This window comes from Qipengyuania sp. RANM35 (assembly GCF_041021145.2).
In the GTDB taxonomy this organism is placed as follows: Bacteria; Pseudomonadota; Alphaproteobacteria; order Sphingomonadales; family Sphingomonadaceae; genus Qipengyuania; species Qipengyuania soli.
Genome location: NZ_CM196433.1, coordinates 2,669,203 through 2,692,806, shown reverse-complemented (window position 1 = coordinate 2,692,806; position 23,604 = coordinate 2,669,203). Strand labels below are relative to the sequence as shown.

Sequence of the window (23,604 nt, the reverse complement as noted above, 5' to 3'; positions counted from 1 at the left end):
GTGGCGGACGCGCCGCTCGAATACGTCCTCGTCGAACTTGCGGGAGGGAAGCGGCCCGACGCCGCCTTCGGGGAATGGGACGCGCTCGACTTGCGTGCGGCAGAGCACCGGGTCCAGCCCCTGTTGCACCGCCTCCATGGCCAGGATGAGGCGATACCGGTCCGGATCCGCGAGGACTGGGCACAGGCCTATCGCGCCAGCGCCGTAGAAGCATTGCTCCAGCGCCGCGAATTGCTGGGCGTCGCCGACCTCTTCGCGCAGCACGACCTGCCCTTCCTCGCCCTCAAGGGCTCGTGGCTGGCGTGGCATGCTTGGCCCGAACCGGCCTTGCGCCCGCTACGCGACCTGGACCTGTTCCTGCCCGGCACGAGCGCGCTGGATGCCTATGCCTTGTTGCTTGAGGAAGGTTGGCAACACGATGCGGACGATGGGCCGGGGCCGCTCGGGGCAGAAGGCTGGCTTGCGCGCTTCAAGGCGCTGCCCCCGCTGGCCTCGCCCGGAGGCGTGGTTGTGGACCTCCACGCGCGGCTGTGGGACGAAGATGGCCGGACCCCTCCACAACCCGCCAACCTTTTCGCCCATGCGACAGGTGATCCGGATCATCCTGCGCTTCGCTATCCGGGTCCCGTCGACCAGCTGATGCACCTTGCCGTGCACGCCGGCTTCCATCGCTTTGACGGCGGACCACTCATGCTGGCCGATTTCGCCCATCTCGTCTCCCGACATCGTATCGATTGGAAAGCCGCATGGGTCCGCGCAGGCGCGGAAGGCTGGCTGGCGCACCTCGCTCTGTGCCTTGCCGGCGCGCGGCGATGGGCGGGAATCGACGCGCCCTGGCCCGATTTGCCCGTCGCGATTCCCGGCGACCTCGTCGAGCACCTGCCGCTGCTCCTCGCCAAGCCGCTCGAGGCGCGCGAAGACGATATCGCTTCGGCCAAGGCGGCCCGCTCCTCCCTGCCTCTGGGCGCGAAGATCGGGCGGGCGCTGGCACGGCGGGAGCGGCATGAAAGCCTCGGCGACTATCTCGGCTGGGCTGGTCGCCAGGCGGCCGGCGTCCTGCGATCGACCTTCGGCGCGAGCGACCGCATGGCTGCCATTGCCGCAGTAGATGATTTCCTGGAGAGCTAGCGCCCCGCCCCGGCAACGCGGGCGATGCCGGTAAGGCCCTGGGCCAGCAGCAGTTCGGCGGCCTGGCTGTTGGTCAGCAGTTCGCGGTGCATTTCGACCAGCCGCAAGGTCAGGCGGTCGAGATTGTTGCGCTGGCGCCAGCGGGAAAGCTGGGTGCCGATCTCGCGCTCTTCCTTGTAGAAGATGCCGAGCCGCGCCTTCGCCCCCTTGTCGAGATCGGTGTAGGGCCGCGAGCCCAGTTCCGCCGCAATGCGCGCCAGTTGCGCCGCGCGCCGCTCGAACGCCAGCAACACGCCAACGGGGTTGAGGCCGAGCTGCTTCATGCGCGCGATTTCCGGCGCAATGCGATTGGTCTGCCCGCCCATCACCGCATTGACGAGAGGCATGAAGCCGTCCTCGTCGCTGGCCGCGCCGATCGCATCGAGATCCTCCGCCGTGGCATTGACCGGGCTTTGCGGGCTGGCGTCGAGATAGAGCGCCAGTTTGGTCACCTCGCTCTGTGCAAGGCGGACATCGAGATTGGCGCCGCGTGCGATCCGCTCGGCGAGATCGCCGCCCAGACGCACGCCCGCAGCATCGGCCATCGCGCGGACGGCGGGAACGACGCTGCGCAGGTCGGGCGGGTAGAATAGCGCCACCAGCGCGTCCTTGCGCTTCTCGAGCAGCTTGGCGGTGCGCGACTTGTCGGTAGCGGACGTGGCGACGACGATCACCGGACAAGCCTCGCCCGCGCCCATGTCGCCGGTCTCGGTCAGGACCTTGAGCGCATCGTGCGCATCGTCTCCGGTGGCGCGCACCCAGATGTGGCGCTTGTCGCCGAACAGCGAGGTCGAGCGTGCCTCGTCACCCAGGCGGGCAGGATCGCCGCGCAGTTCCGCACCGCTCAATTCCACGCGTTCGCCGGGTTCGGGAAGCCAGGTCGCAAGATCGTTGGCGGCCGCGCTGGCCCCGGCTTCGTCCTGGCCGCAGAAAAAGAAGATCGAGCAGGAGCCGGCTGCCCCGCGCCCCTTGGCCGCAAAATCGCGGTTGGTGAGCTTCACTGCTCGGAGCTGGCGCCGCGGCGCAGGGTCAGCGCCACGCGCGTCACGATGCGTTCGGCAACCTGTTCTGCGAGGTTTTCGAGGGCAGTCTGCTCAGCGGCAATGGTTGCATATTCGCTCGATACTACGTCGATGCCCGCGTCCGACCCGGCGGTCGCATCGAGCAGGATTTCGCCGGTCGAAAGCTCGATCAGCTGATAACGGGCGCGCAGCGTGCGCCGTTCGCGACTGATGGTATCGTCACGCAACACGCCAAGACCTTCGAGTTCGTCGTCGAGCCGCACTTCGAGCCGATACTCGGGGGTCGCGGCCCCCGCCGCGCCGAGCCGATCGTTGAGCGCGTTGCGCACCAGCCATCCGGCCTGTCCCTCGATCGCCGGCACCTCGACCGCGGCGAGGCCCTGCGCCACGGCACCGCTGCCGCCACCGGCATACATGGGCGCAAGGCCACAGGCGGAAAGCGCGAGGCTGGCGAGAAGGATGAGGGCGCGACGCATCAGGTGACGATATTCACCAATCTGTCGGGCACGACAATGACCTTGCGCACCTGAGCCCCGTCGATCGAGCGTTGCACCTTCTCCGAAGCCAGAGCCATTGCCTCAAGGTCTTCCTTCGAAGCACCCTTGGGCGCGGTCAAAGTGTCGCGCAGCTTGCCCATGTGCTGGACAGCGATGGTTACCTCGTCCTCGACCAGCAATGCCGGATCGACTGCCGGCCAGTCGGCATCGGCGACCATGCCTTCCATGTCCATTCCTGCCCATGCTTCTTCGGCGAGGTGCGGCATCATCGGCGCGACAAGCTGGACCAGCGTGCGGATGGCGTTCGAGCGGCTGGCCGAGGCGCCGGCCTTCTCGACCGCGCCGGTCAGTTCGTAAATCCGCGCCACGGCCTTGTTGAAGCCGAGCGATTCGATGTCCCTGGCCACTGCATCGACCGTCTGGTGGGTCTTGCGGTCGAGCGCCTTGTCCTCCCCTGTTGCTCCGGCCTCATAGGCCGCGAACAGGCGCCACAGGCGATGGACGAAACGACTGCAGCCCTCGATCCCGGCCTCGGACCACGGCAGGTCGCGTTCGGGCGGGCTGTCCGACAGCATGAACCAGCGCACGGCATCGGCGCCAAAGCGGTCAATGATCGTGTCGGGGTCGACGACGTTCTTCTTCGACTTGGACATCTTGATGACGCGGCCGATCTGGACCGGCTCGCCACCCTCTTTCAAAGTCGCGCCGTCGCCGGTGCGGATTACTTCCTCGGGGCTGAAGAAGACCTCGCGCTCGCCTTCACGGCGCGAATAGGTCTCATGCGTCACCATGCCCTGCGTGAACAGCGAAGCGAAAGGCTCCTTCACGTCGAGCATGCCAATGTGGGCCAGCGCACGGGTCCAGAAGCGGGCGTAGAGCAGGTGCAGGATCGCGTGTTCGATGCCGCCGATGTACTGGTCCACCGGCATCCACTTGGCGACCTCGTCGCGGTCGAAGGGCCTGTCCGCCGGCTGGCTGGCGAAACGCAGGAAATACCACGAGCTGTTGGTGAAGGTATCGAGCGTATCGGTCTCGCGCTCCGCCTTGCCGCCGCATTTGGGGCAATCGACATGCTTCCAGGTCGGGTGGCGCAGCAGCGGGTTGCCGGGGATCTGGAAATCGACGTCTTCCGGGAGGGTTACGGGCAGCTGGCCTTTGGGCACCGGAACGACGCCGCAGGTGCCGCAATGGATGAAGGGAATGGGCGTGCCCCAGTAACGCTGGCGGCTGACGCCCCAGTCGCGCAGGCGCCATACGGTCTTGCCTTGCCCGCGACCTTCGGCCTCGATCCGGCGGATGATCTCGCGCTTGGCATCCTCGACACTCATGCCGTCGAGGAAGTCCGAATTGACGAGCACACCCTCACCCGCTTCGGCCTCGCCGGCGAAGGGTTTGCCGGCATCCTCGGCGCTGGCCGCAACGACCCGCGGGATCGGCAGGCTGTACTTGGTGGCAAATTCGAAGTCGCGCTGGTCGTGACCTGGGACCGCCATGATCGCGCCCGTGCCGTAATCCATCAGCACGAAGTTGGCGATGAACACCGGCAGGTCCGCCCCGGTGAACGGGTGCTTCGCAGTGATACCGGTATCGAAGCCGAGCTTCTCCGCAGTCTCGAGTTCGGCGGCAGTGGTCCCGCCCTTCTTGCACAGCGCGATGAACTCGCGCGCGGCATCGCTGTCGAGCGATTGCGCAACCGGATGGTCGGCCGCGACCGCGACGAAGCTTGCTCCGAAGATCGTGTCGGGCCGCGTGGTGTAAACCGGCAGTTTGTCGCCGTTCGACAGGTCGAAGCTGAATTCGAGGCCCTGCGACTTGCCGATCCAGTTTTCCTGCATCAGCCGGACCTTGTCGGGCCAGTCGTCGAGCGTGCCGAGCCCGTCGAGCAGGTCTTCGGCGAAATCGGTGATCTTGAGGAACCACTGGTTGAGCTTGCGCTTCTCGACCTCTGCGCCGGAGCGCCAGCCCTTGCCGTCGATCACCTGCTCGTTGGCAAGCACGGTCATGTCGACCGGGTCCCAGTTGACCTCGCTCTCTTTGCGATAGACGAGGCCCGCCTCGTACATGTCGAGGAACAGAGCCTGTTCGTGCCCGTAATATTCGGGATCGCAGGTGGCGAACTCGCGGCTCCAGTCGAGCGCGAAGCCGAGGCGCTTCAGCTGCGCTTTCATGTGTTCGATATTGGCGCGGGTCCAGCCGCCCGGGTGGACGCCCTTTTCCATCGCCGCATTCTCGGCTGGCATGCCGAAGGCGTCCCAGCCCATCGGGTGCAGCACCTCGTGCCCGGTCGCCTTCTTGTAGCGCGCCAGCACGTCGCCCATCGTGTAGTTGCGCACATGGCCGATGTGGATGCGCCCGCTGGGATAGGGGAACATCTCGAGCACGTAGCTCTTGGGCTTGTTCGAATTGCTGTCCGCGCGGAACGTCTGCGCGGCATCCCACGCCTGTTGCCAGCGCGTGTCGGCTTTCGAAGGATCGAAACGGGTGTCGGTCATGCGCACGCCCTTAAGGAAATCGTACGCAATTGGAACCCGCTATGCGCGGGTTCGCAGCTTAACCCTTGATCGCCTGACGGCGCAGTTCGCGTGCCTTGGTAAGGATGATGTCTTCCAGCTTTTGCACAGTGGCAGCCTGTACCGGCGCGTCGACCCAGGCACCGCCCTGGGCGACCTGTCGGCTGGCGGCGACACGCAGTGCGTCGGCGCGAAGGTCCTGGTCGAGGATCGTCACCGTCAGCTTGACACGCTCACCCGGGTTTGACGGATTGGCATACCAATCGGTTACGATCACGCCGCCATTGCTGTCTTCGTTGAGCAGCGGGGCGAAGCTGACCGTCTCCAGCGCAGCACGCCAGAGATAGGAGTTCACGCCGATGGTGGTGACACGCGAAGCGGCAAGGTCCGCCTTGGGACGATCGCCTCCGCCGCAGGCCGCAAGGCTGGCAGTTGCAGCAACGGCCACTGCGAGGATGGCGGGACGGCGAAGATTGGCGAAAGCGCTCATGTCGATCCTTGGTAACAAGCGGTGTTTCCGGCTCTATAAAGCCTGCACACGTGCGGGCAAGGCATAGCGCCGCGAACCCCCAATTGCGCGTCTCTGGCGTGAACCGGTGATGAATTCTTGCGTTGGGGCGAAACGAGACAGTCGAGTCATGTGGAAACTGCGCAACACTTTCGACTAATCGCCTGAATAGCCCTGTTGAAAAGCTGGCCAAAAAGGAACCGGCACCCTAGCTTGGGAATAGGGAGTCGAGTCTCCCGCGCATTGGTGGAGCAAGGCGAGGTTAATCGCCGATCTGCTTAGAGCGGGGACGGATTGAAAGGACACACGGGGCCACTATGGCAACCAGGGCAAACAGCAAGGGCACGAAGCGGGCGATTCCCGCGGCGCTCGCGGCTGCCGGCCTTGCGTTTGCAGTGCCCGGCACCGTCATGGCCGTGGACAGCGGTCGTCCGGCCATCGCTGCTCCTGCAACCCTGGGCTCATTGCCTTTCACGCCCGCTCGCGTCGATCCTGCCCTGGCACGCCAGGTGGCGAAGATCCTCGGCGAAGATGGCTTGCGCTTCACGCCCGCGACCAAGGTTCTCGGCGGCAAGGAACGCACCGTGACTGTTGCGGTCCGCGTCGATGCCGCCAGTGCCCGCGCCATTTCGGTGCGGAACACTATCGCTTCGGCCAGCGCCGAACAGGGCCGTGAACGCGCGCTCGAGATCGCGCCGACCAGCTACAACCTCGGCGTCGCCCGCGGTTACCAGAGCTTCGCCCAGCCGACCAAGCAGGTCGAGGTGCCGGCAGGTCTCCGCGACATCGCCATGCCCGACCTCGCCGAATTCCGGCCCGAGGAAAAGCGCGCCGGCAAGCCCAGCCGCTTCCAGTCACGCATCGCGCTGGCCAACGAATCGGCTACCGGTCGCGCCCCGCGCACCTACGAATCGGCTGGCGAGCAGAGCGTCGACCTGCGCGGTTCCTATCGCCTCGGCCGCAATCTCGATGTGACCGCCGGTGTGCGCGTCTCGCAGGATCGTAACCGCCTGGCCCCGCTGACCGATGGCGTCGAGGACGACCAGGCCGTCTACGTCGGAACCCAGATCCGCTTCTGATCCGGCTCGCTACGGCGCGCCCCTTCCCAAGATTGCATCTGCCAAGAATACGATTGAACGCCTCGTGCGAAGGTCGGATTGCCTTTGCACCGTAACACTTGCACGCCTAGGACCGTGGCTAACGCTACGGAAAGCTTGGGAGACTGCATTATGGGACGTGTTGCCATCGTAACCGGCGGTTCGCGGGGTATCGGCCGCGCCATCTGCGAACGCCTGCGCGACGAGCGCGGCTGCACCGTCATCGCCAATTATGCGGGCAATGACGAAGCCGCCAAGCGCTTTACCGAGGAAACCGGCATCCCGACCGTCAAGTTCGACGTCGGCGATTTCCAGGCGGTACAGGAAGGCTGCGCCAAGGTTGCCGAAGAATACGGCCCGATCGATATCGTGGTGAACAATGCCGGCATCACGCGCGACGGCACGCTGCTCAAGATGAGCTACGACGACTGGGACGCGGTCATGCGCACCAACCTCGGCGGCTGTTTCAACATGGCGAAGGCCACCTTCCCCGGCATGAAGGATCGCGGCTGGGGCCGGATCGTCAACATCGGCTCGATCAACGGCCAGGCAGGCCAGTACGGGCAGGTGAACTATGCCGCCGCCAAGAGCGGCATCCACGGCTTTACCAAGGCGCTGGCGCAGGAAGGCGCGCGCTTCGGCATCACCGTCAACGCGATTGCACCGGGCTACATCGACACCGACATGGTGGCTGCCGTACCCGAACCCGTGCTGGAAAAGATCGTCGCCAAAATCCCGGTCGGCCGTCTCGGCAAGGCGAGCGAAATCGCCCGCGGCGTCAGCTTCCTGTGCTCCGAACACGCCGAGTTCGTCACCGGCTCGACCATGAGCATCAACGGCGGCCAGCACATGTACTGAATTCTGGCGGGCGCCCGAATGGACCGGGCGCCCCGTCTGGTCAGTCGACCAAAATGCCGACAACCTTCCATGCGCCGTCTTCCTCCTGGAGGGTGACGGTTTCGATCACCTTGGAATTCTCGTAACGCGTCGCGAAGGTGACCTCCTCGTAGCCGTGCGGCGGCGCGTTGAGATAGCGGACGGTAAGCAACTCACGCGATACGAACGCGCCTTGGGACCCGCGCACCTGCTTCGCGGCATTCGTCCAACCGGCGAGAGTATTGGCTTCGCGGAAAGTCTTCCCGGTGGCGTCGAAACTCGCCTCCCAATCGCTCGCATCGGTGAGCGCCAGCCAGTCGCGAGCGGCGGCGACGACAGCGGCATCGCTGGCAGACACCTCGACCGGCGCAGCATTCTGGGCTGGTTCGGCGAGGAATGAGGTAAGGATCAGCCCGGCCGCAAACATGGTCATCATGACAAGAACTCCTGCAAGGATACGGCGAGCGGGTTTGCCTGCCGCGACCCGGCCGACTTCCCCGGATTCGATGCTCCCGACCTCCCCGAAATCCTTGTCTCCAAGATTTTGGTGGTCTCCGCCCTCGCTCTCCAGCAGCAGGCGACCGGCCTCGCGACTGCTGGTCACGCCCAGCTTGCGACGCGCCTCGCGCAAGCGTTCGTTGATCGTGTGAACCGAGAGCGAAAGCTCGTTCGCCATCGATTTCGCGTCGTGCCCGCGAACGATCAGGCGGAGAGTTTCCTTCTCCTTGTCCGTCAGCTCTTCTAGGCCGTCCATCCGGGATATCGTCGCGCAGCTTGCCACAATGGGCAATGGATTATCGGCAGCCCCGAGCGCCTGCCACCCCAAAAAATTAGTGTGTCGCGAGGGTGCGGTGTGTAGGGCGGCGCCGATGATTCCCCCCTACCACCCCCCGAAAAAGTATTCCGTCCGCATCGCCGGACACCGCACCTCGATCAGTCTCGAACCGATGTTCTGGGATATGCTGGGCGAAGCAGCTGCCCAGCGCGGCAAGTCGATCAATGCACTCGTGGGCGAGATCGACGCAGAACGCATCAAGGCGGACAATCCCCCGGGCCTCGCCGGAGCGATCCGCATCTGGCTGGTGACACAGCAAAGGGGCGAGCGGATCGCTCCGCTCGCCCCTTCGGCTTTCGGTTTCGACCGTCAGTAGTTGGCGGGCGGATCGCTCGCCGGAAAGCTCTGGTCGCTTTCCTCGTCGGTTTTGGTCCAGTTCCGGCCATTGTCGTCGCGCATGGCATCGGGGCCGGCGTCGCGGATGGCGACATTGCCTTGGTTGCCAGCGAAGGCCGGCTTGGACTGATTCTTTTCGTAATACTTGTACCCGGCGTATCCGAGGCCGCCGAGCGTCAATAGCTTGAGTAGCATGATGCAGACTCCTTCCTTTGCGACCCAACGCTTGGGACGAGAGAAAGGTCCGTCAGCCTGGCTCAGTCGTCGCCGACGCGTTCGATATCCGCGCCGACGAGTTGGAGCTTCTCTTCAAGGCGCTCGTAGCCGCGGTCGAGATGGTAGAGGCGGCGCACGGTCGTCTCGCCCTCTGCCGCGAGCCCTGCGATGACGAGGCTCATCGATGCGCGCAGGTCTGTCGCCATGACCTCGGCGCCGGTGAGCTGCACCGGACCGCGCACGATGGCGGTACGACCTTCGGTCTCGATGTTCGCACCCATGCGCGCCAGCTCGGGCACGTGCATGAAGCGGTTCTCGAAGATGGTTTCCTTGAGGACGCTGGTCCCTTCCGCCTTGCACAGCAGGCTCATCAGCTGCGCCTGCATGTCGGTGGCGAGGCCGGGGAAGGGCGCGGTGGTGAGGTTGTGCGCCTTGAGCGGACCGTTGGCAGCGACATGGACGCCGCCCTTCACCTGCTCGACTTCAACGCCGATGTTGCGCAGCGCGTGGATGGTCGAGGCCATGTCGTCGAAATTCGCGCCCTCCAGCAGAACCTCGCCACCAGTGATCGCCGCGGCGCAGGCGTAGGAGCCTGCCTCGATACGGTCCGGCATCACGCGATAGGTCGCGCCGTGGAGACGTTTGACGCCATGGATGGTGAGTTCCGACGTACCGATGCCTTCGATTTCCGCTCCCATAGCAACGAGGAGATTGCAGAGGTCGACGATCTCGGGCTCGCGCGCGGCGTTGATGAGACGGCTTGTGCCCTTGCACAGCACCGCGGCCATGACCGCATTCTCGGTCGCACCGACCGAGACCACGGGGAAGTCGTACTCGCCGCCGGGCAGGCCGCCTTCGGGGGCCGAGGCCTTCACATAGCCCTGAGCCAGTTCGATATGCGCGCCGAAGGCCTCCAGCGCCTTCAGGTGCAAGTCGATGGGACGGTTGCCGATGGCGCAGCCGCCGGGCAGCGACACGGTCGCCTCGCCCATGCGCGCCAGCATTGGACCGAGCACCAGGATCGAGGCGCGCATCTTGCGCACGAGATCGTAGGGCGCGACGGTCGAAGTGATGCGCGGCGCCTCCATGGTCATGACCCGACCGAAGTCTTCCGGACGATGCCCCGCGATCGTGTGGGCGACACCGAACTGTCCCATCAGGTGCTGGAACCCGTCGATATCGGCGAGGCGCGGCAGATTGCGCAGCGTCACCGGCTCGTCGGTCAGCAGGGCACAGGGGATGAGCGTGAGAGCGGCGTTCTTGGCGCCCGAGATCGGGATCGTGCCCGAAAGGCGATTCCCGCCACGGATGATGAGCTTGTCCATGGGGGCAACTCCATAAACCCGCCTGCGCCGCTGGCAAGCGTCACGCTGCTGTCGCGGACCGGCAATAGCCATGCGCGCTACCACCGGATGGCGATTGACCGACCGCCGCCGCGAACCTACCCCTGCGCCCGATGACCCACAAACCCATCAAGAAAGCCGTCTTTCCCGTCGCCGGCCTCGGCACGCGGTTCCTGCCCGCGACCAAGGCGATCCCGAAGGAATTGCTCCCGATCGTCGACCGGCCGCTGATCCAGTATGCGGTGGACGAGGCGCGCGAGGCGGGGATCGAGCAGATCATCTTCGTCACCGGTCGCGGCAAGACCGCCATCGTCGAGCATTTCGACGTCGCTTACGAACTCGAGCACACGATGAGCGAGCGGGGGAAGGACCTCTCGGCACTCGACCCGACCCGCGCGACGCCGGGCGATATCATCACCGTGCGCCAGCAGGTCCCGCTCGGCCTCGGCCATGCGATCTGGTGCGCTCGTGCGATCGTCGGGAACGAGCCTTTCGCAATCTTCCTGCCTGACGAGCTGATGATCGCCAACAAGGGCGGGACCGGCTGTATGAAGCAGATGGTCGAGGCCTATCACGAAGTCGGCGGGAACCTGATTTCGGTACTCGAAGTCCCGCGCGAGGACGTGTCGAGCTATGGCGTGATCGCTCCCGGCGCGAACGTGTCGGACACACTGACCGAGGTTACCGGACTGGTCGAGAAGCCGCCGGTCGAACAGGCGCCGTCCAACAAGATCATTTCCGGCCGCTACATTCTCCAGCCCGAGGTCATGCGCGTGCTCGAGGCGCAGGAGAAGGGTGCTGGCGGCGAGATCCAGCTGACCGATGCCATGGCCAAGATGATCGGCGAACAGCCCTTCCACGCAGTGACCTTTGCCGGACGCCGCTTCGACTGCGGCAGCAAGACCGGTTTCGTCGAGGCGACGCTGGCGCTGGCGCTTGAACGCGAGGACATGGGTGCCGAGGTGCGCGCGATCGCAGAGCGGTTGCTGGCGAACTAGCCTTCACAAGAAAAAGGGGACGCCGAAGCGCCCCCTTTTCCGTGTCAGTCCGGAAGGTCAGGCAGAGGGTTTTTCGCCTCCACCATTCTTTGCAGGCTTGGCAGCAGCTTTAGCTTCCACTTCCTCGACCTGCGCGGCGACGTCTTCCATCACCTCGGCAAGACGCGGAGTAGTTTCGGCCTTGGCCGGGCCTTTGACCAGGCCGTCGAGCGACGAGCCGTCGAGACCCAGTTCCTTCATCAGCCCGTCGAGCACCGGTGCCTGTGCGCGGTAGGCGAGTGCGGCGCTGACCGCGTCGCTGGCGAGGTTGCCGCTGCCGCCGACGCCGGCTGCGCCGCCAGACGCCTTGCCGCCGCCATTGGTGAGGCCGTCGACCTGGACGATCTTGATGCTCTCGATCGCTTCCATCGGCTTGGCGCTCTCGCGCACCAGGTCGGGCAGGACCTTGAGCAGCGCCATCTTGGTCTGCAGGCTGATCTGGTCGGACGAGAGGATGTTCGCCGCCTCGTTGATCGCCCGCTGGCCCGCCGCCTCGACTTCGAAGCGCACGCGCGCAGCTTCGGCACGCAGCTTCTCGGCCTCGGCCTCGCCTTCCGCCTCGCGGCGCATGGCCTCGGCGCGGTTGGTGGCGGCATCCTTCTCGGCTTCCGCCTCGACCTTGATCTTGATCGCATCGCGTTCGGCGATCTTGGCCGCTTCGATCAGCTCGATCTTCTTGTTACGCTCGGCAACTTCGCTCTCGCGGCTGGTGACGACCTGTTCCTCCGCCTGCACCGCCTTGGCGCGAGCTTCGTCGGCTTCGGCCTTGGCCTGGCTTTCCTCGCGGCTCTTGTTCTGGACCGCGATCTGCTGTTCCTGCCGGGCAATTTCGAGCGCACGGGTCTGGTCGATCCGCGCCTCCTCGACCAGCCGGTCGGCCTCGATCTGCTGCGCGTCGACCTGCTTCTTGGCCTCGATCCGCGCGGCATCGGCCTCGCGGGTACGCTCGGCCTGTTCGCGGGCGATCTCGGAAGCCTGCGCAGCGCGCCGCACCTCGACCTCGCGTTCCTGCTCCAGCCGCGCATATTCCTTGTCGCGGGCAATCTGGAAGCTGCGCGCATCGGCTTCGAGGTTCTTCGTCTCCATCTGCACGCGCGTGTCCTGCTCGATGTCATTGCGCAGTTTCTTGCGCGCCTCGATCTGCTCGGTCAGCTTGGTCAGGCCTTCGGCGTCGAAGGCATTGTTGGCGTTGAAGTGCTCGATACTGGTCTGGTCGAGGCCGGTCAGCGAAACCGATTCAAGTTCGAGGCCATTCATCGCGAGGTCGTTGGACGACACCTGCTGCACCTTCTGGACGAAATCTGCGCGCTGTTCATGCAGCTCGTTCATGCTCATGCCCGCAGCGACCGAGCGCAACGCGTCGACGAACTTGCCCTCGACGAGGTCCTTCAGGAGCTCGGGCTGCATGGTCCGCTGGCCCAGCGTCTGCGCCGCCATGGCGATCGCCGAGGCATCGGGACGGACGCGGACATAGAATTCCGCCTTCACGTCGATGCGCAGGCGATCGAGCGTGATCAGCGCCTCGCTGTCGCGGCGCACCACCGGCAGCACCAGCGTGTTCATGTTGACGGGCATGGTTTCGTGGAACACCGGCAGCACCAGCGCGCCGCCGTTCATCACCACCTTTTCGCCGCCCACACCGGTGCGCACGAAAGCAACTTCCTTCGATGCACGACGATAGAGCTTGGCCAGGAACAGGCCGATGATGAGGATGCCGACTACGACGGATCCTGCGATAATTCCCCAGTCGATCAGGTTTTGCATTTCCACTCCTTGGATGAAACTCAGTTGGGCGACAGGCTGCGCTCGGCGAGCGCGGTCGCGAAGAATTGGTTGCCCTCACGCCGGACGAGGAGGACCTCGTCGCCGGCGTGGAGCTCGGATGACTGTTCGTGCGGTTCGACCATCACGTGATGCGCCTGGCCATGGATGTCCTGCACCCGCGCGCGGGCGGGCGAACCGCTGCGCGCGATGCCGTCGGTGATCGTGGCCCTGCGGCCGACGAGCGTGCCGACGTCGACCGCCGTGGTCTCGTCCTGCGGCAGGATGCGGCCAAGCGGGCGGGCGATCGCCGAAGTCGCCGGGATCGCCCCGCCTGCGGCAAGCACTGCAGCGAGGACGCGGTCGAGCGGCGCACCGGTAAAGCTTTCCGCCAGCTGCTGGATGCCCACGCCGACCCCAGCGAAGAGGAGCAGGAACACCACCAGCCAGATCGTCAGCGGGACGCGGCCCAGCCCCAGCAGGGTGAGCAGTCCGTCGACCGGCCCGGCATGCAAGGCACCATCGCCGTCGGCGTCCACATCGATGTCGATGTCGAGAACGCCGAACAACTGGATGACGAGCAGGGCCAGCATCAAGACAAGCGCCGCCGCAAACGGCGCATTGTATGGTTCGAGTAATGTCATTCCCCCTCCTTTCTTTTCGTTATCGAGGGTGAAGGACTACGACTTCGGGACCGAAGTCCAGAAGTGTTCGTCCGTCGTCTTATTCCATGCCCACAATCTAGCGATTGGGGGGATCAGCCGGTAGGAATATGCGACGAACCGAGTTCGATTTTGGGGCCGAGAAGAACGGGCTTCAGGCAGCCTGGAAGCGCAGGGGCAGGGTCTTCAATCCACCCACGAAGGTAGACTTCGACCGCGCCGGTTCGCCCGCGAGTTCGATGCTCTCGATCCGGTCGAGCAGCACCTCGAAGAGGATGCGCATTTCGAGCCGGGCAAGGTGCAGGCCGAGGCATTGGTGCGCCCCTGCCCCGAAGGCGAGATGCCGGTTGGGGCTGCGCGCCGCATCGAACTTGCGCGGGTCGTCGAACACTGCCGGGTCATGGTTGGCCGCGACATAGTTCATCATCAGCCAGTCGCCCTTGGCGATCTTCTGCCCGCCGACTTCGGTGTCTTCAGCCGCAGTGCGCATGAAATGCTGCACCGGCGTGGTCCAGCGGATCGCTTCCTCGACGATACCGCCAAGCAACGAGCGGTCGGCCTTGACCCTGGCCCACTGGTCCGGGTCCTGCGCAAGGGCAAGCATCGCGCCTGCCGTGCTGGCGCTGGTGGTGTCGTGGCCAGCGGCTGCGACGATAATGTAATAGCCCATCATGTCGCGATCGTTGAGCGGCTCGCCATCGACCACGGCATTGGCGATCGTGCTCGCGACATCGCCAGTGGGATTGGCACGCTTCTCTGCCGTCAACTTGGCGAAGTAGGCCTCGAAGTCCTTCACCGCTCCGGCGACGATCTGGGTGATCACATCGGGCGGCAGATCCTTCATGCCGGACTGGTTGAGGTCTTCGTCGCTACCGCCGAACATCTGCTGGGTCAGCGTGAGCATCCGCGGCTCGTCTTCTTCCGGGACCCCAAGAATCTGCATCACAACGTGAAGCGGATAAGGGGCCGAGACGATCTTGCAGAAATCCACTTCGGGACCTGCATCGATCATCCTCTGAACTGTCGCCTGGGCTATGTGACGGATTTCATCCTCTATGCCACGCAGGTTCTTCGGCATGAACCATTCCTGCGTCAGCTTGCGGTACTTCATGTGGATGGGCGCATCGAAAGTGACGAGGCTGGCCACCATGTGTTCGCTGCCACCACTGAAAGCCTTGGCGAATTCAATGCCCTCGGTAAGGCTGAACACCACCGTGTGCGGATTGTTGAGGAAGGTCGCATTGTCCTTCGACATGCGCATCACGTCGTCATAGCGCGTGACCAGCCAGAAGGGCGGATGGATCGCATCGTCATTGGCTTCGACCCAGGCCACCGGTGTTTCCTCGCGCAGCCGGTCGAAAGTGTCGAGCAGGGGGTCCCAAGCGGCATAGCTAGCGGGATCGATTACTGCACGGGCAGTGACGGGATCGAGACGGGGCTTCTCCTGCGTTGCCATCACGCCTGCTCCGTCTCGGCTTCGGCCATGGCCTTGTACTCGTCGCGCAGCTCTCGCTTGTAGAGCTTGCCGTTGGCCTCGCGCGGCAACTGCGCGCGGAAGTCGAACAGCTTGGGCATCTTGATCTTGGCCAGGTTGGGAGCGAGGAAATCGCGGAGTTCGGCCTCGAGTTCGGGACCCGCGTCGGCCATGTCGATGGGCTGGACCACCGCGACCACCTTCTCGCCGAAGTCGGGGCAGGGCGCACCGATTACCGCTGCGTCCATCACCTTGTCGTGGGTAACCAGCAGGTTTTCGATCTCCTGCGGATAGATGTTGACCCCGCCCGAAATGATCATGTGGCTCTTGCGATCGGTCAGGTAGAGATAGCCGTCGGGATCGAGATGGCCGATATCGCCGAGCGTCATCCAGCCCTTGGGATGCATCGCCTCGGCGGTCTTTCCCGGATCGTTGTGATAGGTCGGGACGATGTCGTTCTCGAAGAACAGCAGGCCGTCGGTCTCCGGCGGAAGCTCGTTGCCCTCGGGATCGCAAACGTGGATCTGGCCGTAGATTGCCTTGCCGACACTGCCAGGATGGGCGAGCCAGTCTTCCGACTTGATCATGGTCATGCCGATGCCTTCCGAACCGGCATAATATTCGATGATGATGGGACCCCACCATTCGATCATCTCGCGCTTGACCGGGACCGGACAGGGTGCGGCAGCATGGATGGCGCGCTGGTGGCTCGACAGGTCGTAGCGAGTGCGCACCTCGGGATCGAGCTTGAGCATGCGCACGAAATGGGTCGGCACCCACTGGCTGTCGGTTACCTTGTACTTCTCGATCGTGGCGAGCGCGAATTCGGGATCGAATTTTTCCATGACGACCACGGTCGCGCCAAGGCGATGGGCGGTGGTGCACCAGCCAAGCGGCGCGGCGTGATAGAGCGGCGCAGGCGAGAGGTAGACCATCGAGCCGTCGGACGGCCAGCCAGCCCCCATGACCGCCAACCCCATGAGCGGCGTGACCGCCTGGATGTCCTCGTCTGCCGGAGGGGCGGGACGCACACCTTTCGGGCGCCCGGTGGTGCCGCTGGAATAGAGCATGTACTGGCCAGGCTGCTGGTCCGCGATCGGCCCTGCTTCCTGGGCAGCGAGCGCGGCTTCGAGGCTCTCGTCACTCTGGCCGCCGACGAGCAGCATCGGAAGGTCGGGACATTCCTGCCGGATCGCAGGCAGCACACTGTCGAAGTAGGTCGAGGTGATGAGCAGCTTCGTGTCGCTGTCCTGAAGGATGTAGCAAATCTCGGGCGCCGTCAGTCGCGTCGAGATCGGCACCATCATAATGCCGCAGCGCTGGGCACCCCAGACCAGCTGGAGGTAGTGCTTGTTGTTCTCCATCAGGATGGCAACGTGGTCACCCCGCCCCAATCCGCGCGCTCGCATCAACTGGGCGAAGCGATTGGCGTAATCGTCCATCTCGGCGAAGCTGACGGTTTCGCCGCTCGAGGCCATCACCAGCGCGGGATGGTCGGGACGGGCTGCGGCGTGGGCAATCGGATGCATAATGTTTCTCTCCCATCCGGAGGTCGCCTTTGCGGGACTCGTCCGGTTGCAGGAAGAAACCTACCCAAGCCTCTGTCGCGGGCAAGAAAAAAGGGGCGACGGTTTCCCGTCACCCCTTTTTCATCATGTCCCTCGGGACGCAGACAACTCAGTTGTCGTCGCCGTCACCCTGGCCGCCCTTGCCCATGGCAAGCGCATAGGCGCGCTGGGCTTCCGATTCGACCATGTAGGGGATGGGATTGACGGCTTCACCGCCGATGCGGACTTCATAGTGAAGGTGCGGGCCGGTCGAACGGCCGGTCGAACCGACGTAGCCGATGATCTCACCCTTCTTCACCCGGGTGCCCGGTGCGACCGCGATACGCGACATGTGGGCATAACGGGTCTGGAGCTCGGCGCCATGTTCGATGGAGACGTAATTGCCGTAGCTCGAATACCATTCGGCCTTGCTGACGAAACCGTCGGCAGTGGCGTAGATCGGGGTGCCGCTCGGCGCCGAGAGATCGACGCCCTTGTGATTGCGGCGACCGCCCAGAACGGGGTGCGTACGCATGCCGAAATCGCTGGTCAGGCGGGTATCTTCAAGCGGCATGCGCGAAGGCACTGCAACGCGAAGCTTGGCCGGACCGACGCTGGTCGGCTCTTCCCATTTGGCGAAGAGCTGCTGGAACTGGGCATCGTCGCCATCCTGCGCGGTGCCGGAAATCTTGCTGGTGTCGATCGCGCCAACGACGGCCGCGGTGTTGGTATCACCTGCGTGGGCCGGAGCGGCAGCGATGCCGAAAGTGGCAGCGACCATCGTAAGGGCAAGCGTGAAGCGCTTGGAGAACATTGCAAACCCGTCCATTTCGGCGCTTTGTCGCGCCTTTCGATCCCAGACCGGAGGAGCGCCCCAACGCTCATTCCGATCTTTTCAAAACTCGCCGGAACCCCCCGGCAACTCGTGAGTTTGGGTTATCGGTGAAAAAGTTAATCAGGCAATAGCGCCATAGAACTCGCGCGGCAGGCCGCCTGCCAAACGCGCTGAGTCGTTGAATGGTGGCCTCAACACCCCCGAAAAGTGCGTCCGGACGAGATTCTGCCATGTTTCTCTTGGGTTTTCGCCTCGACCCCCGCAGATCGCATGAAAATGCTTTGAGCCGAAAGCGACGTGGCGGATTTCGTCGTCAAGGATTCGTTTCAGAATTTTTGCCCCGTTTTCATCACCTTGCGATCGCACCCTTTCGAGCGTCGCCGGCGTGACGTCGAGGCCGCGTGCTTCCAGAACCATGGGCACTATGGCCAGCCGCGCAATGACGTCATGGGACGTCTCTGTAGCGGCATTCCACAGCCCGTCGTGCACAGGCAACGCCCCGTAGCGCGAATCAAGTGAATCGAGTTTCCGGGCCAGCAGCGCGAAGTGCATCGCCTCGTCCGCGGCGACAGAAAGGAAATCGGAAACAAAGACTTGACCCATCGATTCGCCGAATCGCCCGGCCATGTCGAGCGCCAGGTCGATCGCCACGAATTCGATGTGGGCCAGCGAATGCCATAGGGCGATGCGATTGCGGTGATTGCCCATCTTGCCGCGCTTGGGCATCCGGCCAGGCGGCAGGAGTTCGAGTTCGTCCGGCCAGGCGGGCCGGTCTGGCATCGTGACGTCGAAGGCGAATTCCAGTCGCCCCAAACGCCAATCGCGTGCGACCTGTCTCGTGGCGAAAACCTTTGCCGTCGGATCGGGGGTCAGGAGCGCTTCGCGGATTGCACGGGCAACACTGCGACGTTGTGACGTCATCCTTCGCGCGCAGTCGCCAGCACTTCCTCGGCGTGGCCCTTGACCTTCACTTTCGGCCAGATGTGCACGATCCGGCCATCTGCACCCAGCAGGTATGTCGAGCGGACCATGCCCATATAGGTCTTGCCGTACATCTGCTTTTCGGCCCAGGCGCCAAGCGCATCGGACAACCCGCCCTCTTTGGCATCCGACACAAGGTCGACTGTCAGGCCGTGCTTGGCGATGAACTTCTCATGCTTCTTGGGCGGATCCTTGCTCACGCCCAGCAGGGCGATGCCCGCCTTGTCGAATTCGCTCTTGAGCGCCGAGAAGTCCTTGGCTTCGGTCGTGCAGCCCGGCGTGTCGTCCTTGGGATAGAAGAAGAGCACTGCCTTGCGACCCTTGAAGTCGGATGGCCGTACCATGCCGCCATCGGGCGTTTCCATCGCGATGTCGGGCATGGCGTCACCGACACCGGGAAACGTTTTGCTCATCAATCGATCTCCAGTTTTTCGCCGAACACGATCTTCCACGCATCCGCAACTTCTCTGCGTCCACGATCGAGAGCGGCTTCCAGCGCGGCATAGTCGTCGCACTCGCTGAGTTTTGCGAGCAGGGCGGCAGCAGCATCGCTCGGCCTTGCAAGATCGGGCGCGAGCAGCCGGGTACCGACCAGCAAGCGGCCCATCAAGCCATGAGCCTCGACGATTTCATGCGGCAGCAGGCCAGCCCCAACCAATGCTTCAATGGCCAAGCCCAAGTCCGGCGACAATCCCTTGCCATCGCGGAGCTGGAGGAAGTGGACAAGGAACTCGATGTCGACCAACCCGCCACGCAGGAGTTTTGCATCGAGCGGGCCCTTCGGCGGCTTGTGCGCCGCCATCTCGCCGCGCATCTCCAGAATGTCGGCCTGCAACTTCTCAGGGTCGCGGGGTCGCCGCAGGATCGAGGTCACGACTTCCTGCAGTTTCGCGCTGGCCTCCTCGCTCCCCGCAATGACGCGCGCGCGGGTCAGCGCCATGTGCTCCCAGGTCCAGGCGTCTTCGCACTGGTAGCGCTCGAAACTCTCGATGCTCACGGCGAGCGGCCCCTGGTTCCCCTGTGGTCGCAATCGTGTGTCGACCTCGTAGAGCGCGCCTTGCGCAGTCGGGACGCTCAGCGCGGCGGTCACCCGCTGGGCGAGACGATTGTAGTACAGTGTCGCGCCGAGCGGACGCGCACCATCGGACTCGCCTTCATGGGTTCCCGTGAAAAGATAGATGAGGTCGAGGTCCGACGCATGGGTGAGCATGCCCCCGCCGAGCCTCCCGAGACCGAGAACGAGCATTTCGCTGCCTTCGATCCGGCCATGCTTGGTCGCGAACTCCTCACTTGCAGCATCGAGAGCCACACGCAGCGCCGCCTCGGCCGTGCGCGAGAGGGCGGCGGCGATGTCGAGAGGATCCTGCGCCCCCTCGATCAGCTGCATGCCGAGGGCGAAGCGCGTTTCGCCGGTCACTATGCGGATGCGGTCGAGGCGCTTTTCGTAGTCGTCCCCCCGCTCGCTCCTCTGCATCGCTTCGACCAGTTGCGAAACGCTGCCGGGCAGGTCGAGCGCGGTCCGATCTATCAGGGCATCGAGCAGGTCGGGTCGCCGGGAAAGCTCATCGGCGAGCGGCGGAGCGAGAGTCAGGCAGTCGGCCACGAGGTCGAACAGGCCGGGCCGAGCCTCCAGCAGGCGGAACAGGTTGATCGCCGTCGGCAAGCGCGCGAGCATGAATTCCCATCGCGCCATTACCGCCTGCGGATCGTCGGATGAGGCCACCGACGCGAGAAGGGCCGGTCGTATGACGTCGAAGGCTTCCAGCGCCGCAGGGCTGCGAAGCGAAGGATAGCGGCCATCGCTCCATTGGCTCAGCCGTTCGGCAATATCCGGATCGACCTCACGCACCGGCGCTTCCGCCACCTCGATGTGGGGTGCATTGCGCGGGACCGATATCCTCTCCTCGTCGAGCAATGCGTCGAACCGATCGCCCACAGCCTCTGTATGCCCGTGCAGGTAATCGAGAAGTTCATCGCCATGACCCAGGCCGTGCAACCGGGCGACATTATCCAGTGCATCGCCCGCCGGCAGCGAATGCGTCTGCTGGTCCTGCACCATCTGCAACCGGTGTTCGATGATGCGCAGTGCATCATAGGCCTCGCCGAGAATGCGCGCATCGTCCGCGCCTATCCTGCCCGTCGCCGCAAGCGCATCGAGCGCCGCCCTCGTTCCGCGAACGCGCAGCGAAGGATCGCGCCCGCCGTGGATCAGCTGGTGGGTCTGGGCGAAGAACTCCACTTCGCGAATGCCGCCGCGTCCAAGCTTGAGGTTGTATCCTGGTGCCGGTGCGATCGGGCCACTCTGCTTGTCGCGGATCCGGCGAGTGAGGCGGCGAATCTCGTCGATCGCTCCGAAATCGAGACTCCGTCGCCAGACGAAGGGGCGGATGTGGTCGAGGAATGCCTCGCCCGCGGCGATGTCTCCTGCACAGGCGCGCGCACGAATGAAGGCTGCGCGCTCCCACGCCAGCGCGGAACTTTCGTAATGCGAAGTCGCCGCATTGATCGACAGCGCCAGCGGGCTGACCTCGGACGCGGGGCGCAGGCGCAGGTCCACCCTGAAGACATAGCCCTCGTGCGTAACTTCCGAGAGCAGGCGTACTATCTCGCGGGCATAGCGCTGCGCCGCCTCCCCCGGTTCGTCGCGCTCGCGGCGTGGCAGCATTTCCGGGTCGAAAAGCAGGATCGGGTCGATGTCGGAGGAATAGTTGAGTTCGCCCGCACCATGCTTGCCGAGGGCAAGGCCGATCATGCCCGCAGGATTCGCGCCCTCCACACGCCGTGCGATCGCATCGCCAATGGCAGCATGCAGGGCGCGGTCCGCGAAAGTCGATAGCTCGCGTACGACCTTGGGCAGATCGAATGCACCGGCAAGGTCACCGATTGCGAGGACAAGGGCGAGCGCGAGCCGCTCACGACGCAGGGCCACCGCGACGTCACTCTCGTCAACCGACTTGGCGGCAAGCAACGCATCGTCCCCGCGTCCTTCGGCCAGCATGGCGGCAAGTTCGGGCCGCCGCTCTAGCGCGCGCGCCAGGAACGGCGCGTGGTTGCGCGCGCGATCCAGTGCCGATGTCCAGTCCGCTGCCATCGCCACACCCCTGCCGCCGCAACCCTCGCCGCGCAAGCTTGCCCTTGTGTCGCCATGCTGACACAAGCCCCCGCAATCGAAGGATTCATGCGAGAGGACCTCCCCAGATGAAACGCCTCACCCTTGCCGCCACGGCTGCGCTGCTGCTCTCCGCCTGCTCGATGGGCGCGGATACGGATACGAACGCCGCAACTGGTTTCGACGTCCCCGATGTCCCCGCCGGCGAATTGTCGGAAGACACGATGAAGCGCGTTGTCGAGAAGCTGTCCTCCGACGAATTCGAGGGCCGCGCGCCGGGCACGCCGGGAGAGGAAAAGACCGTCGCCTATCTGATCGAGGAGTTCCAGAAGGCCGGGCTCGAGCCGGGCAACAACGGCAGCTGGGTTCAAAAGGTGCCGCTGGTCGAGATTACCGGGGAGGATTTCGCTCCGCTCTCGGTAACGGGCAAGGACGGCAAGGCAATGAGCTTCGCCTACGGCACGGACTGGGTCGGCGCGACCTATCGCGAGAACCAGCGGGTCGACCTCAAGGACAGCGAACTCGTCTTCGTCGGCTTCGGCATCAATGCGCCCGAGAAGGGCTGGAACGACTATGCCGGCCTCGACATGAAGGGCAAGACGGCGGTCATCCTGGTCAATGATCCGGACTACGAGACCGAAGGGCTGACGGGTGAGTTCAACGGCCGGGCCATGACCTACTATGGTCGCTGGACGTACAAGTACGAGGAAGCGGCAAGGCAGGGCGCGGCAGCCGCAATCATCATCCACGATACTTTCCCCGCCGCCTATGGCTGGAACGTGGTCGAATCTTCCTGGACCGGCCCGCAGGTTCACGCGCAGCGTGGCGACAAGGGTGCGGACCAGACGCTGATCAATGGCTGGGTGCAGAAGCCTGTAGCGGAAAAGATCTTCACTGCCGCCGGACAGGATCTCACCAAGCTGACCGCCGCTGCCAAGCAGAAGGGCTTCAAACCGGTTTCGCTAGGCGTGAAGGCCTCCACCGGCTTTGGCAATGCGATCCGAACCTTTGAATCGCAGAACGTCGTCGGCATGCTGAAGGGCAGCGAGGCGCCGGAGGATTACGTCCTCTACTCGGCGCATTGGGACCACCTCGGACGCTGCAAGCCCGATGCATCGGGCGACGACATCTGCAATGGCGCCGTCGACAATGCCACCGGCGCGGCAGCCCTCGTGGCGCTGGCCGAGGCAAGCGTAAAGGCCGGCCCGGCGCGCCGCAGCCAGGTGTTCCTGGCGGTCACAGCCGAGGAATCGGGACTGCTCGGCAGCGAATACTATGCCGCGAACCCGGTCTTCCCGCTGGCGCAGACGGTGGGCGGCCTCAACATTGACGGCCTCATCCCCGGCGGTCGTTCGAACGACGTGACCATCGTCGGCGGCGGCAAGAGCGAACTCGACAAGTTCCTCGACTGGGCACTGGGCGCGGAAAAACGCACCGGCACCCCCGAACCCACGCCGGAGAAGGGCTATTACTACCGTTCCGACCACTTCAGCATGGCCAAGCGCGGCGTGCCGATGCTCTATATCGACGCAGGCGAGGACCTGGAGAACGGCGGCAAGGAAGCAGGCGCGAAGCTGTCGGAAGACTACACCGTCAACCGCTACCACCAGCCGAGCGACGAATTCGACGCCGGCTGGGACCTCTCGGGCCTGATGCAGCAGCTCCAGCTCTACTACAGGATCGGCCGCAGCATGGCGATGTCGAAGGGTTGGCCCAACTGGGTCGAAGGCGACGAGTTCAAGGCCACGCGTGACGAGACCTGCGCTTCCGACGACAAGGGCTGCTGAGAAC

21 protein-coding genes are annotated in these 23,604 nt (G+C 64.4%); 6 read left to right on the top strand and 15 right to left on the bottom strand.

What is annotated here, in order from left to right:
• On the top strand, nucleotides 1–1,128 hold the full coding sequence (locus RAM60_RS13525) for a nucleotidyltransferase domain-containing protein (RefSeq protein ID WP_369026327.1): 1,128 nt from the start codon (nucleotides 1–3) through the stop codon (nucleotides 1,126–1,128).
• On the opposite strand, the gene holA is transcribed toward RAM60_RS13525, so the two are convergent.
• From holA to RAM60_RS13505, 4 genes are read right to left on the bottom strand one after another with little or no spacing between them, the layout of a single operon-like run.
• Entirely contained in the window at nucleotides 1,125–2,168 is a 1,044-nt protein-coding gene (gene holA, locus RAM60_RS13520; protein ID WP_369026328.1) for a DNA polymerase III subunit delta, read from the bottom strand. The two genes, RAM60_RS13525 and holA, sit on opposite strands and share 4 nt — an antisense overlap.
• Nucleotides 2,165–2,665: an LPS assembly lipoprotein LptE gene (gene lptE, locus RAM60_RS13515; RefSeq protein WP_369026329.1), complete on the bottom strand. Its 501-nt coding sequence runs from the start codon at nucleotides 2,663–2,665 to the stop codon at nucleotides 2,165–2,167. The genes holA and lptE overlap by 4 nt, the downstream gene beginning before the upstream one ends.
• Nucleotides 2,665–5,178, bottom strand: coding sequence for a leucine--tRNA ligase (gene leuS / locus RAM60_RS13510; protein WP_369026330.1), 2,514 nt, complete (start codon nucleotides 5,176–5,178; stop codon nucleotides 2,665–2,667). The genes lptE and leuS overlap by 1 nt, the downstream gene beginning before the upstream one ends.
• 58 nt (nucleotides 5,179–5,236) lie before the next feature.
• The gene (locus RAM60_RS13505) at nucleotides 5,237–5,686 is read right to left on the bottom strand and encodes a DUF3576 domain-containing protein (protein WP_200981836.1); all 450 of its coding nucleotides are present in this window, start codon (nucleotides 5,684–5,686) and stop codon (nucleotides 5,237–5,239) included.
• Between the two features lie 335 nt (nucleotides 5,687–6,021).
• Between RAM60_RS13505 and RAM60_RS13500 the strand changes: the two genes are divergently transcribed.
• On the top strand, nucleotides 6,022–6,783 hold the full coding sequence (locus tag RAM60_RS13500; protein ID WP_369026331.1) for a hypothetical protein: 762 nt from the start codon (nucleotides 6,022–6,024) through the stop codon (nucleotides 6,781–6,783).
• Nucleotides 6,784–6,933: 150 nt separating this feature from the next.
• Complete coding sequence (phbB, locus tag RAM60_RS13495; protein ID WP_200981835.1) at nucleotides 6,934–7,659, top strand: acetoacetyl-CoA reductase; 726 nt, start codon at nucleotides 6,934–6,936, stop codon at nucleotides 7,657–7,659.
• A 40-nt stretch (nucleotides 7,660–7,699) separates the two neighbouring features.
• On the opposite strand, the gene RAM60_RS13490 is transcribed toward phbB, so the two are convergent.
• On the bottom strand, nucleotides 7,700–8,431 hold the full coding sequence (locus tag RAM60_RS13490; protein ID WP_369026332.1) for a DUF4019 domain-containing protein: 732 nt from the start codon (nucleotides 8,429–8,431) through the stop codon (nucleotides 7,700–7,702).
• A 115-nt stretch (nucleotides 8,432–8,546) separates the two neighbouring features.
• Here RAM60_RS13490 and RAM60_RS13485 point away from each other — a divergent pair, with 115 nt between their 5' ends.
• Nucleotides 8,547–8,828 carry a ribbon-helix-helix domain-containing protein gene (locus RAM60_RS13485; protein WP_369026333.1) on the top strand — a complete coding sequence of 94 codons (282 nt, stop codon included), beginning with the start codon at nucleotides 8,547–8,549 and terminating at the stop codon, nucleotides 8,826–8,828.
• Here RAM60_RS13485 and RAM60_RS13480 read toward each other — a convergent pair.
• A complete protein-coding gene (locus tag RAM60_RS13480) occupies nucleotides 8,822–9,043 on the bottom strand; it encodes a hypothetical protein (RefSeq protein WP_369026334.1) in 222 nt (73 codons plus the stop codon). The two genes, RAM60_RS13485 and RAM60_RS13480, sit on opposite strands and share 7 nt — an antisense overlap.
• Nucleotides 9,044–9,105: 62 nt before the next feature.
• Nucleotides 9,106–10,389 carry a UDP-N-acetylglucosamine 1-carboxyvinyltransferase gene (murA, locus tag RAM60_RS13475; RefSeq protein ID WP_369026335.1) on the bottom strand — a complete coding sequence of 428 codons (1,284 nt, stop codon included), beginning with the start codon at nucleotides 10,387–10,389 and terminating at the stop codon, nucleotides 9,106–9,108.
• Between the two features lie 131 nt (nucleotides 10,390–10,520).
• Here murA and galU point away from each other — a divergent pair, with 131 nt between their 5' ends.
• Nucleotides 10,521–11,405 (top strand): UTP--glucose-1-phosphate uridylyltransferase GalU, encoded by an 885-nt coding sequence (galU, locus tag RAM60_RS13470; protein ID WP_369026336.1) that lies wholly within the window; start codon nucleotides 10,521–10,523, stop codon nucleotides 11,403–11,405.
• A 57-nt stretch (nucleotides 11,406–11,462) separates the two neighbouring features.
• Here the strand turns inward: galU and RAM60_RS13465 are convergent, their stop codons facing one another.
• The 8 genes from RAM60_RS13465 to RAM60_RS13430 form a co-directional block, all read right to left on the bottom strand.
• Nucleotides 11,463–13,208 carry a flotillin family protein gene (locus tag RAM60_RS13465; RefSeq protein ID WP_369026337.1) on the bottom strand — a complete coding sequence of 582 codons (1,746 nt, stop codon included), beginning with the start codon at nucleotides 13,206–13,208 and terminating at the stop codon, nucleotides 11,463–11,465.
• Between the two features lie 20 nt (nucleotides 13,209–13,228).
• Nucleotides 13,229–13,849, bottom strand: coding sequence for an OB-fold-containig protein (locus tag RAM60_RS13460; protein ID WP_369026338.1), 621 nt, complete (start codon nucleotides 13,847–13,849; stop codon nucleotides 13,229–13,231).
• Nucleotides 13,850–14,021: 172 nt separating this feature from the next.
• Nucleotides 14,022–15,323, bottom strand: a complete 1,302-nt coding sequence (locus tag RAM60_RS13455; RefSeq protein ID WP_369026339.1) for a cytochrome P450 — start codon at nucleotides 15,321–15,323, stop codon at nucleotides 14,022–14,024.
• The gene (locus RAM60_RS13450) at nucleotides 15,323–16,870 is read right to left on the bottom strand and encodes an acyl-CoA synthetase (protein ID WP_369026340.1); all 1,548 of its coding nucleotides are present in this window, start codon (nucleotides 16,868–16,870) and stop codon (nucleotides 15,323–15,325) included. Before RAM60_RS13450 ends, RAM60_RS13455 begins: the two co-directional genes overlap by 1 nt.
• 148 nt (nucleotides 16,871–17,018) lie before the next feature.
• Nucleotides 17,019–17,717, bottom strand: coding sequence for a M23 family metallopeptidase (locus tag RAM60_RS13445; protein WP_200981826.1), 699 nt, complete (start codon nucleotides 17,715–17,717; stop codon nucleotides 17,019–17,021).
• 126 nt (nucleotides 17,718–17,843) lie between these two features.
• Nucleotides 17,844–18,644 carry a ferritin-like domain-containing protein gene (locus RAM60_RS13440; RefSeq protein ID WP_369026341.1) on the bottom strand — a complete coding sequence of 267 codons (801 nt, stop codon included), beginning with the start codon at nucleotides 18,642–18,644 and terminating at the stop codon, nucleotides 17,844–17,846.
• Complete coding sequence (locus RAM60_RS13435; protein ID WP_369026342.1) at nucleotides 18,641–19,117, bottom strand: peroxiredoxin; 477 nt, start codon at nucleotides 19,115–19,117, stop codon at nucleotides 18,641–18,643. The genes RAM60_RS13440 and RAM60_RS13435 overlap by 4 nt, the downstream gene beginning before the upstream one ends.
• Nucleotides 19,117–21,795 carry a bifunctional [glutamine synthetase] adenylyltransferase/[glutamine synthetase]-adenylyl-L-tyrosine phosphorylase gene (locus RAM60_RS13430; RefSeq protein ID WP_369026343.1) on the bottom strand — a complete coding sequence of 893 codons (2,679 nt, stop codon included), beginning with the start codon at nucleotides 21,793–21,795 and terminating at the stop codon, nucleotides 19,117–19,119. The genes RAM60_RS13435 and RAM60_RS13430 overlap by 1 nt, the downstream gene beginning before the upstream one ends.
• A gap of 107 nt (nucleotides 21,796–21,902) precedes the next feature.
• Here RAM60_RS13430 and RAM60_RS13425 point away from each other — a divergent pair, with 107 nt between their 5' ends.
• Nucleotides 21,903–23,600 carry a M28 family peptidase gene (locus RAM60_RS13425; protein WP_369026344.1) on the top strand — a complete coding sequence of 566 codons (1,698 nt, stop codon included), beginning with the start codon at nucleotides 21,903–21,905 and terminating at the stop codon, nucleotides 23,598–23,600.
• Nucleotides 23,601–23,604: the final 4 nt, after the last annotated feature.

Excerpts from the sequence above, each read along its gene's own strand:
- RAM60_RS13445 (WP_200981826.1), bottom strand. The coding sequence starts at position 17,717 with ATGGACGGGTTTGCAATGTTCTCCAAGCGCTTCACGCTTGCCCTTACG.
- leuS (WP_369026330.1), bottom strand. The coding sequence starts at position 5,178 with ATGACCGACACCCGTTTCGATCCTTCGAAAGCCGACACGCGCTGGCAA.
- RAM60_RS13505 (WP_200981836.1), bottom strand. The coding sequence starts at position 5,686 with ATGAGCGCTTTCGCCAATCTTCGCCGTCCCGCCATCCTCGCAGTGGCC.
- galU (WP_369026336.1), top strand. The coding sequence starts at position 10,521 with ATGACCCACAAACCCATCAAGAAAGCCGTCTTTCCCGTCGCCGGCCTC.
- RAM60_RS13485 (WP_369026333.1), top strand. The coding sequence starts at position 8,547 with ATGATTCCCCCCTACCACCCCCCGAAAAAGTATTCCGTCCGCATCGCC.
- RAM60_RS13430 (WP_369026343.1), bottom strand. The coding sequence starts at position 21,795 with ATGGCAGCGGACTGGACATCGGCACTGGATCGCGCGCGCAACCACGCG.
- lptE (WP_369026329.1), bottom strand. The coding sequence starts at position 2,665 with ATGCGTCGCGCCCTCATCCTTCTCGCCAGCCTCGCGCTTTCCGCCTGT.
- RAM60_RS13440 (WP_369026341.1), bottom strand. The coding sequence starts at position 18,644 with ATGACGTCACAACGTCGCAGTGTTGCCCGTGCAATCCGCGAAGCGCTC.
- murA (WP_369026335.1), bottom strand. The coding sequence starts at position 10,389 with ATGGACAAGCTCATCATCCGTGGCGGGAATCGCCTTTCGGGCACGATC.
- RAM60_RS13490 (WP_369026332.1), bottom strand. The coding sequence starts at position 8,431 with ATGGACGGCCTAGAAGAGCTGACGGACAAGGAGAAGGAAACTCTCCGC.
- RAM60_RS13425 (WP_369026344.1), top strand. The coding sequence starts at position 21,903 with ATGAAACGCCTCACCCTTGCCGCCACGGCTGCGCTGCTGCTCTCCGCC.
- phbB (WP_200981835.1), top strand. The coding sequence starts at position 6,934 with ATGGGACGTGTTGCCATCGTAACCGGCGGTTCGCGGGGTATCGGCCGC.
- RAM60_RS13455 (WP_369026339.1), bottom strand. The coding sequence starts at position 15,323 with ATGGCAACGCAGGAGAAGCCCCGTCTCGATCCCGTCACTGCCCGTGCA.
- RAM60_RS13435 (WP_369026342.1), bottom strand. The coding sequence starts at position 19,117 with ATGAGCAAAACGTTTCCCGGTGTCGGTGACGCCATGCCCGACATCGCG.
- RAM60_RS13460 (WP_369026338.1), bottom strand. The coding sequence starts at position 13,849 with ATGACATTACTCGAACCATACAATGCGCCGTTTGCGGCGGCGCTTGTC.
- RAM60_RS13500 (WP_369026331.1), top strand. The coding sequence starts at position 6,022 with ATGGCAACCAGGGCAAACAGCAAGGGCACGAAGCGGGCGATTCCCGCG.
- RAM60_RS13450 (WP_369026340.1), bottom strand. The coding sequence starts at position 16,870 with ATGCATCCGATTGCCCACGCCGCAGCCCGTCCCGACCATCCCGCGCTG.
- RAM60_RS13480 (WP_369026334.1), bottom strand. The coding sequence starts at position 9,043 with ATGCTACTCAAGCTATTGACGCTCGGCGGCCTCGGATACGCCGGGTAC.
- RAM60_RS13465 (WP_369026337.1), bottom strand. The coding sequence starts at position 13,208 with ATGCAAAACCTGATCGACTGGGGAATTATCGCAGGATCCGTCGTAGTC.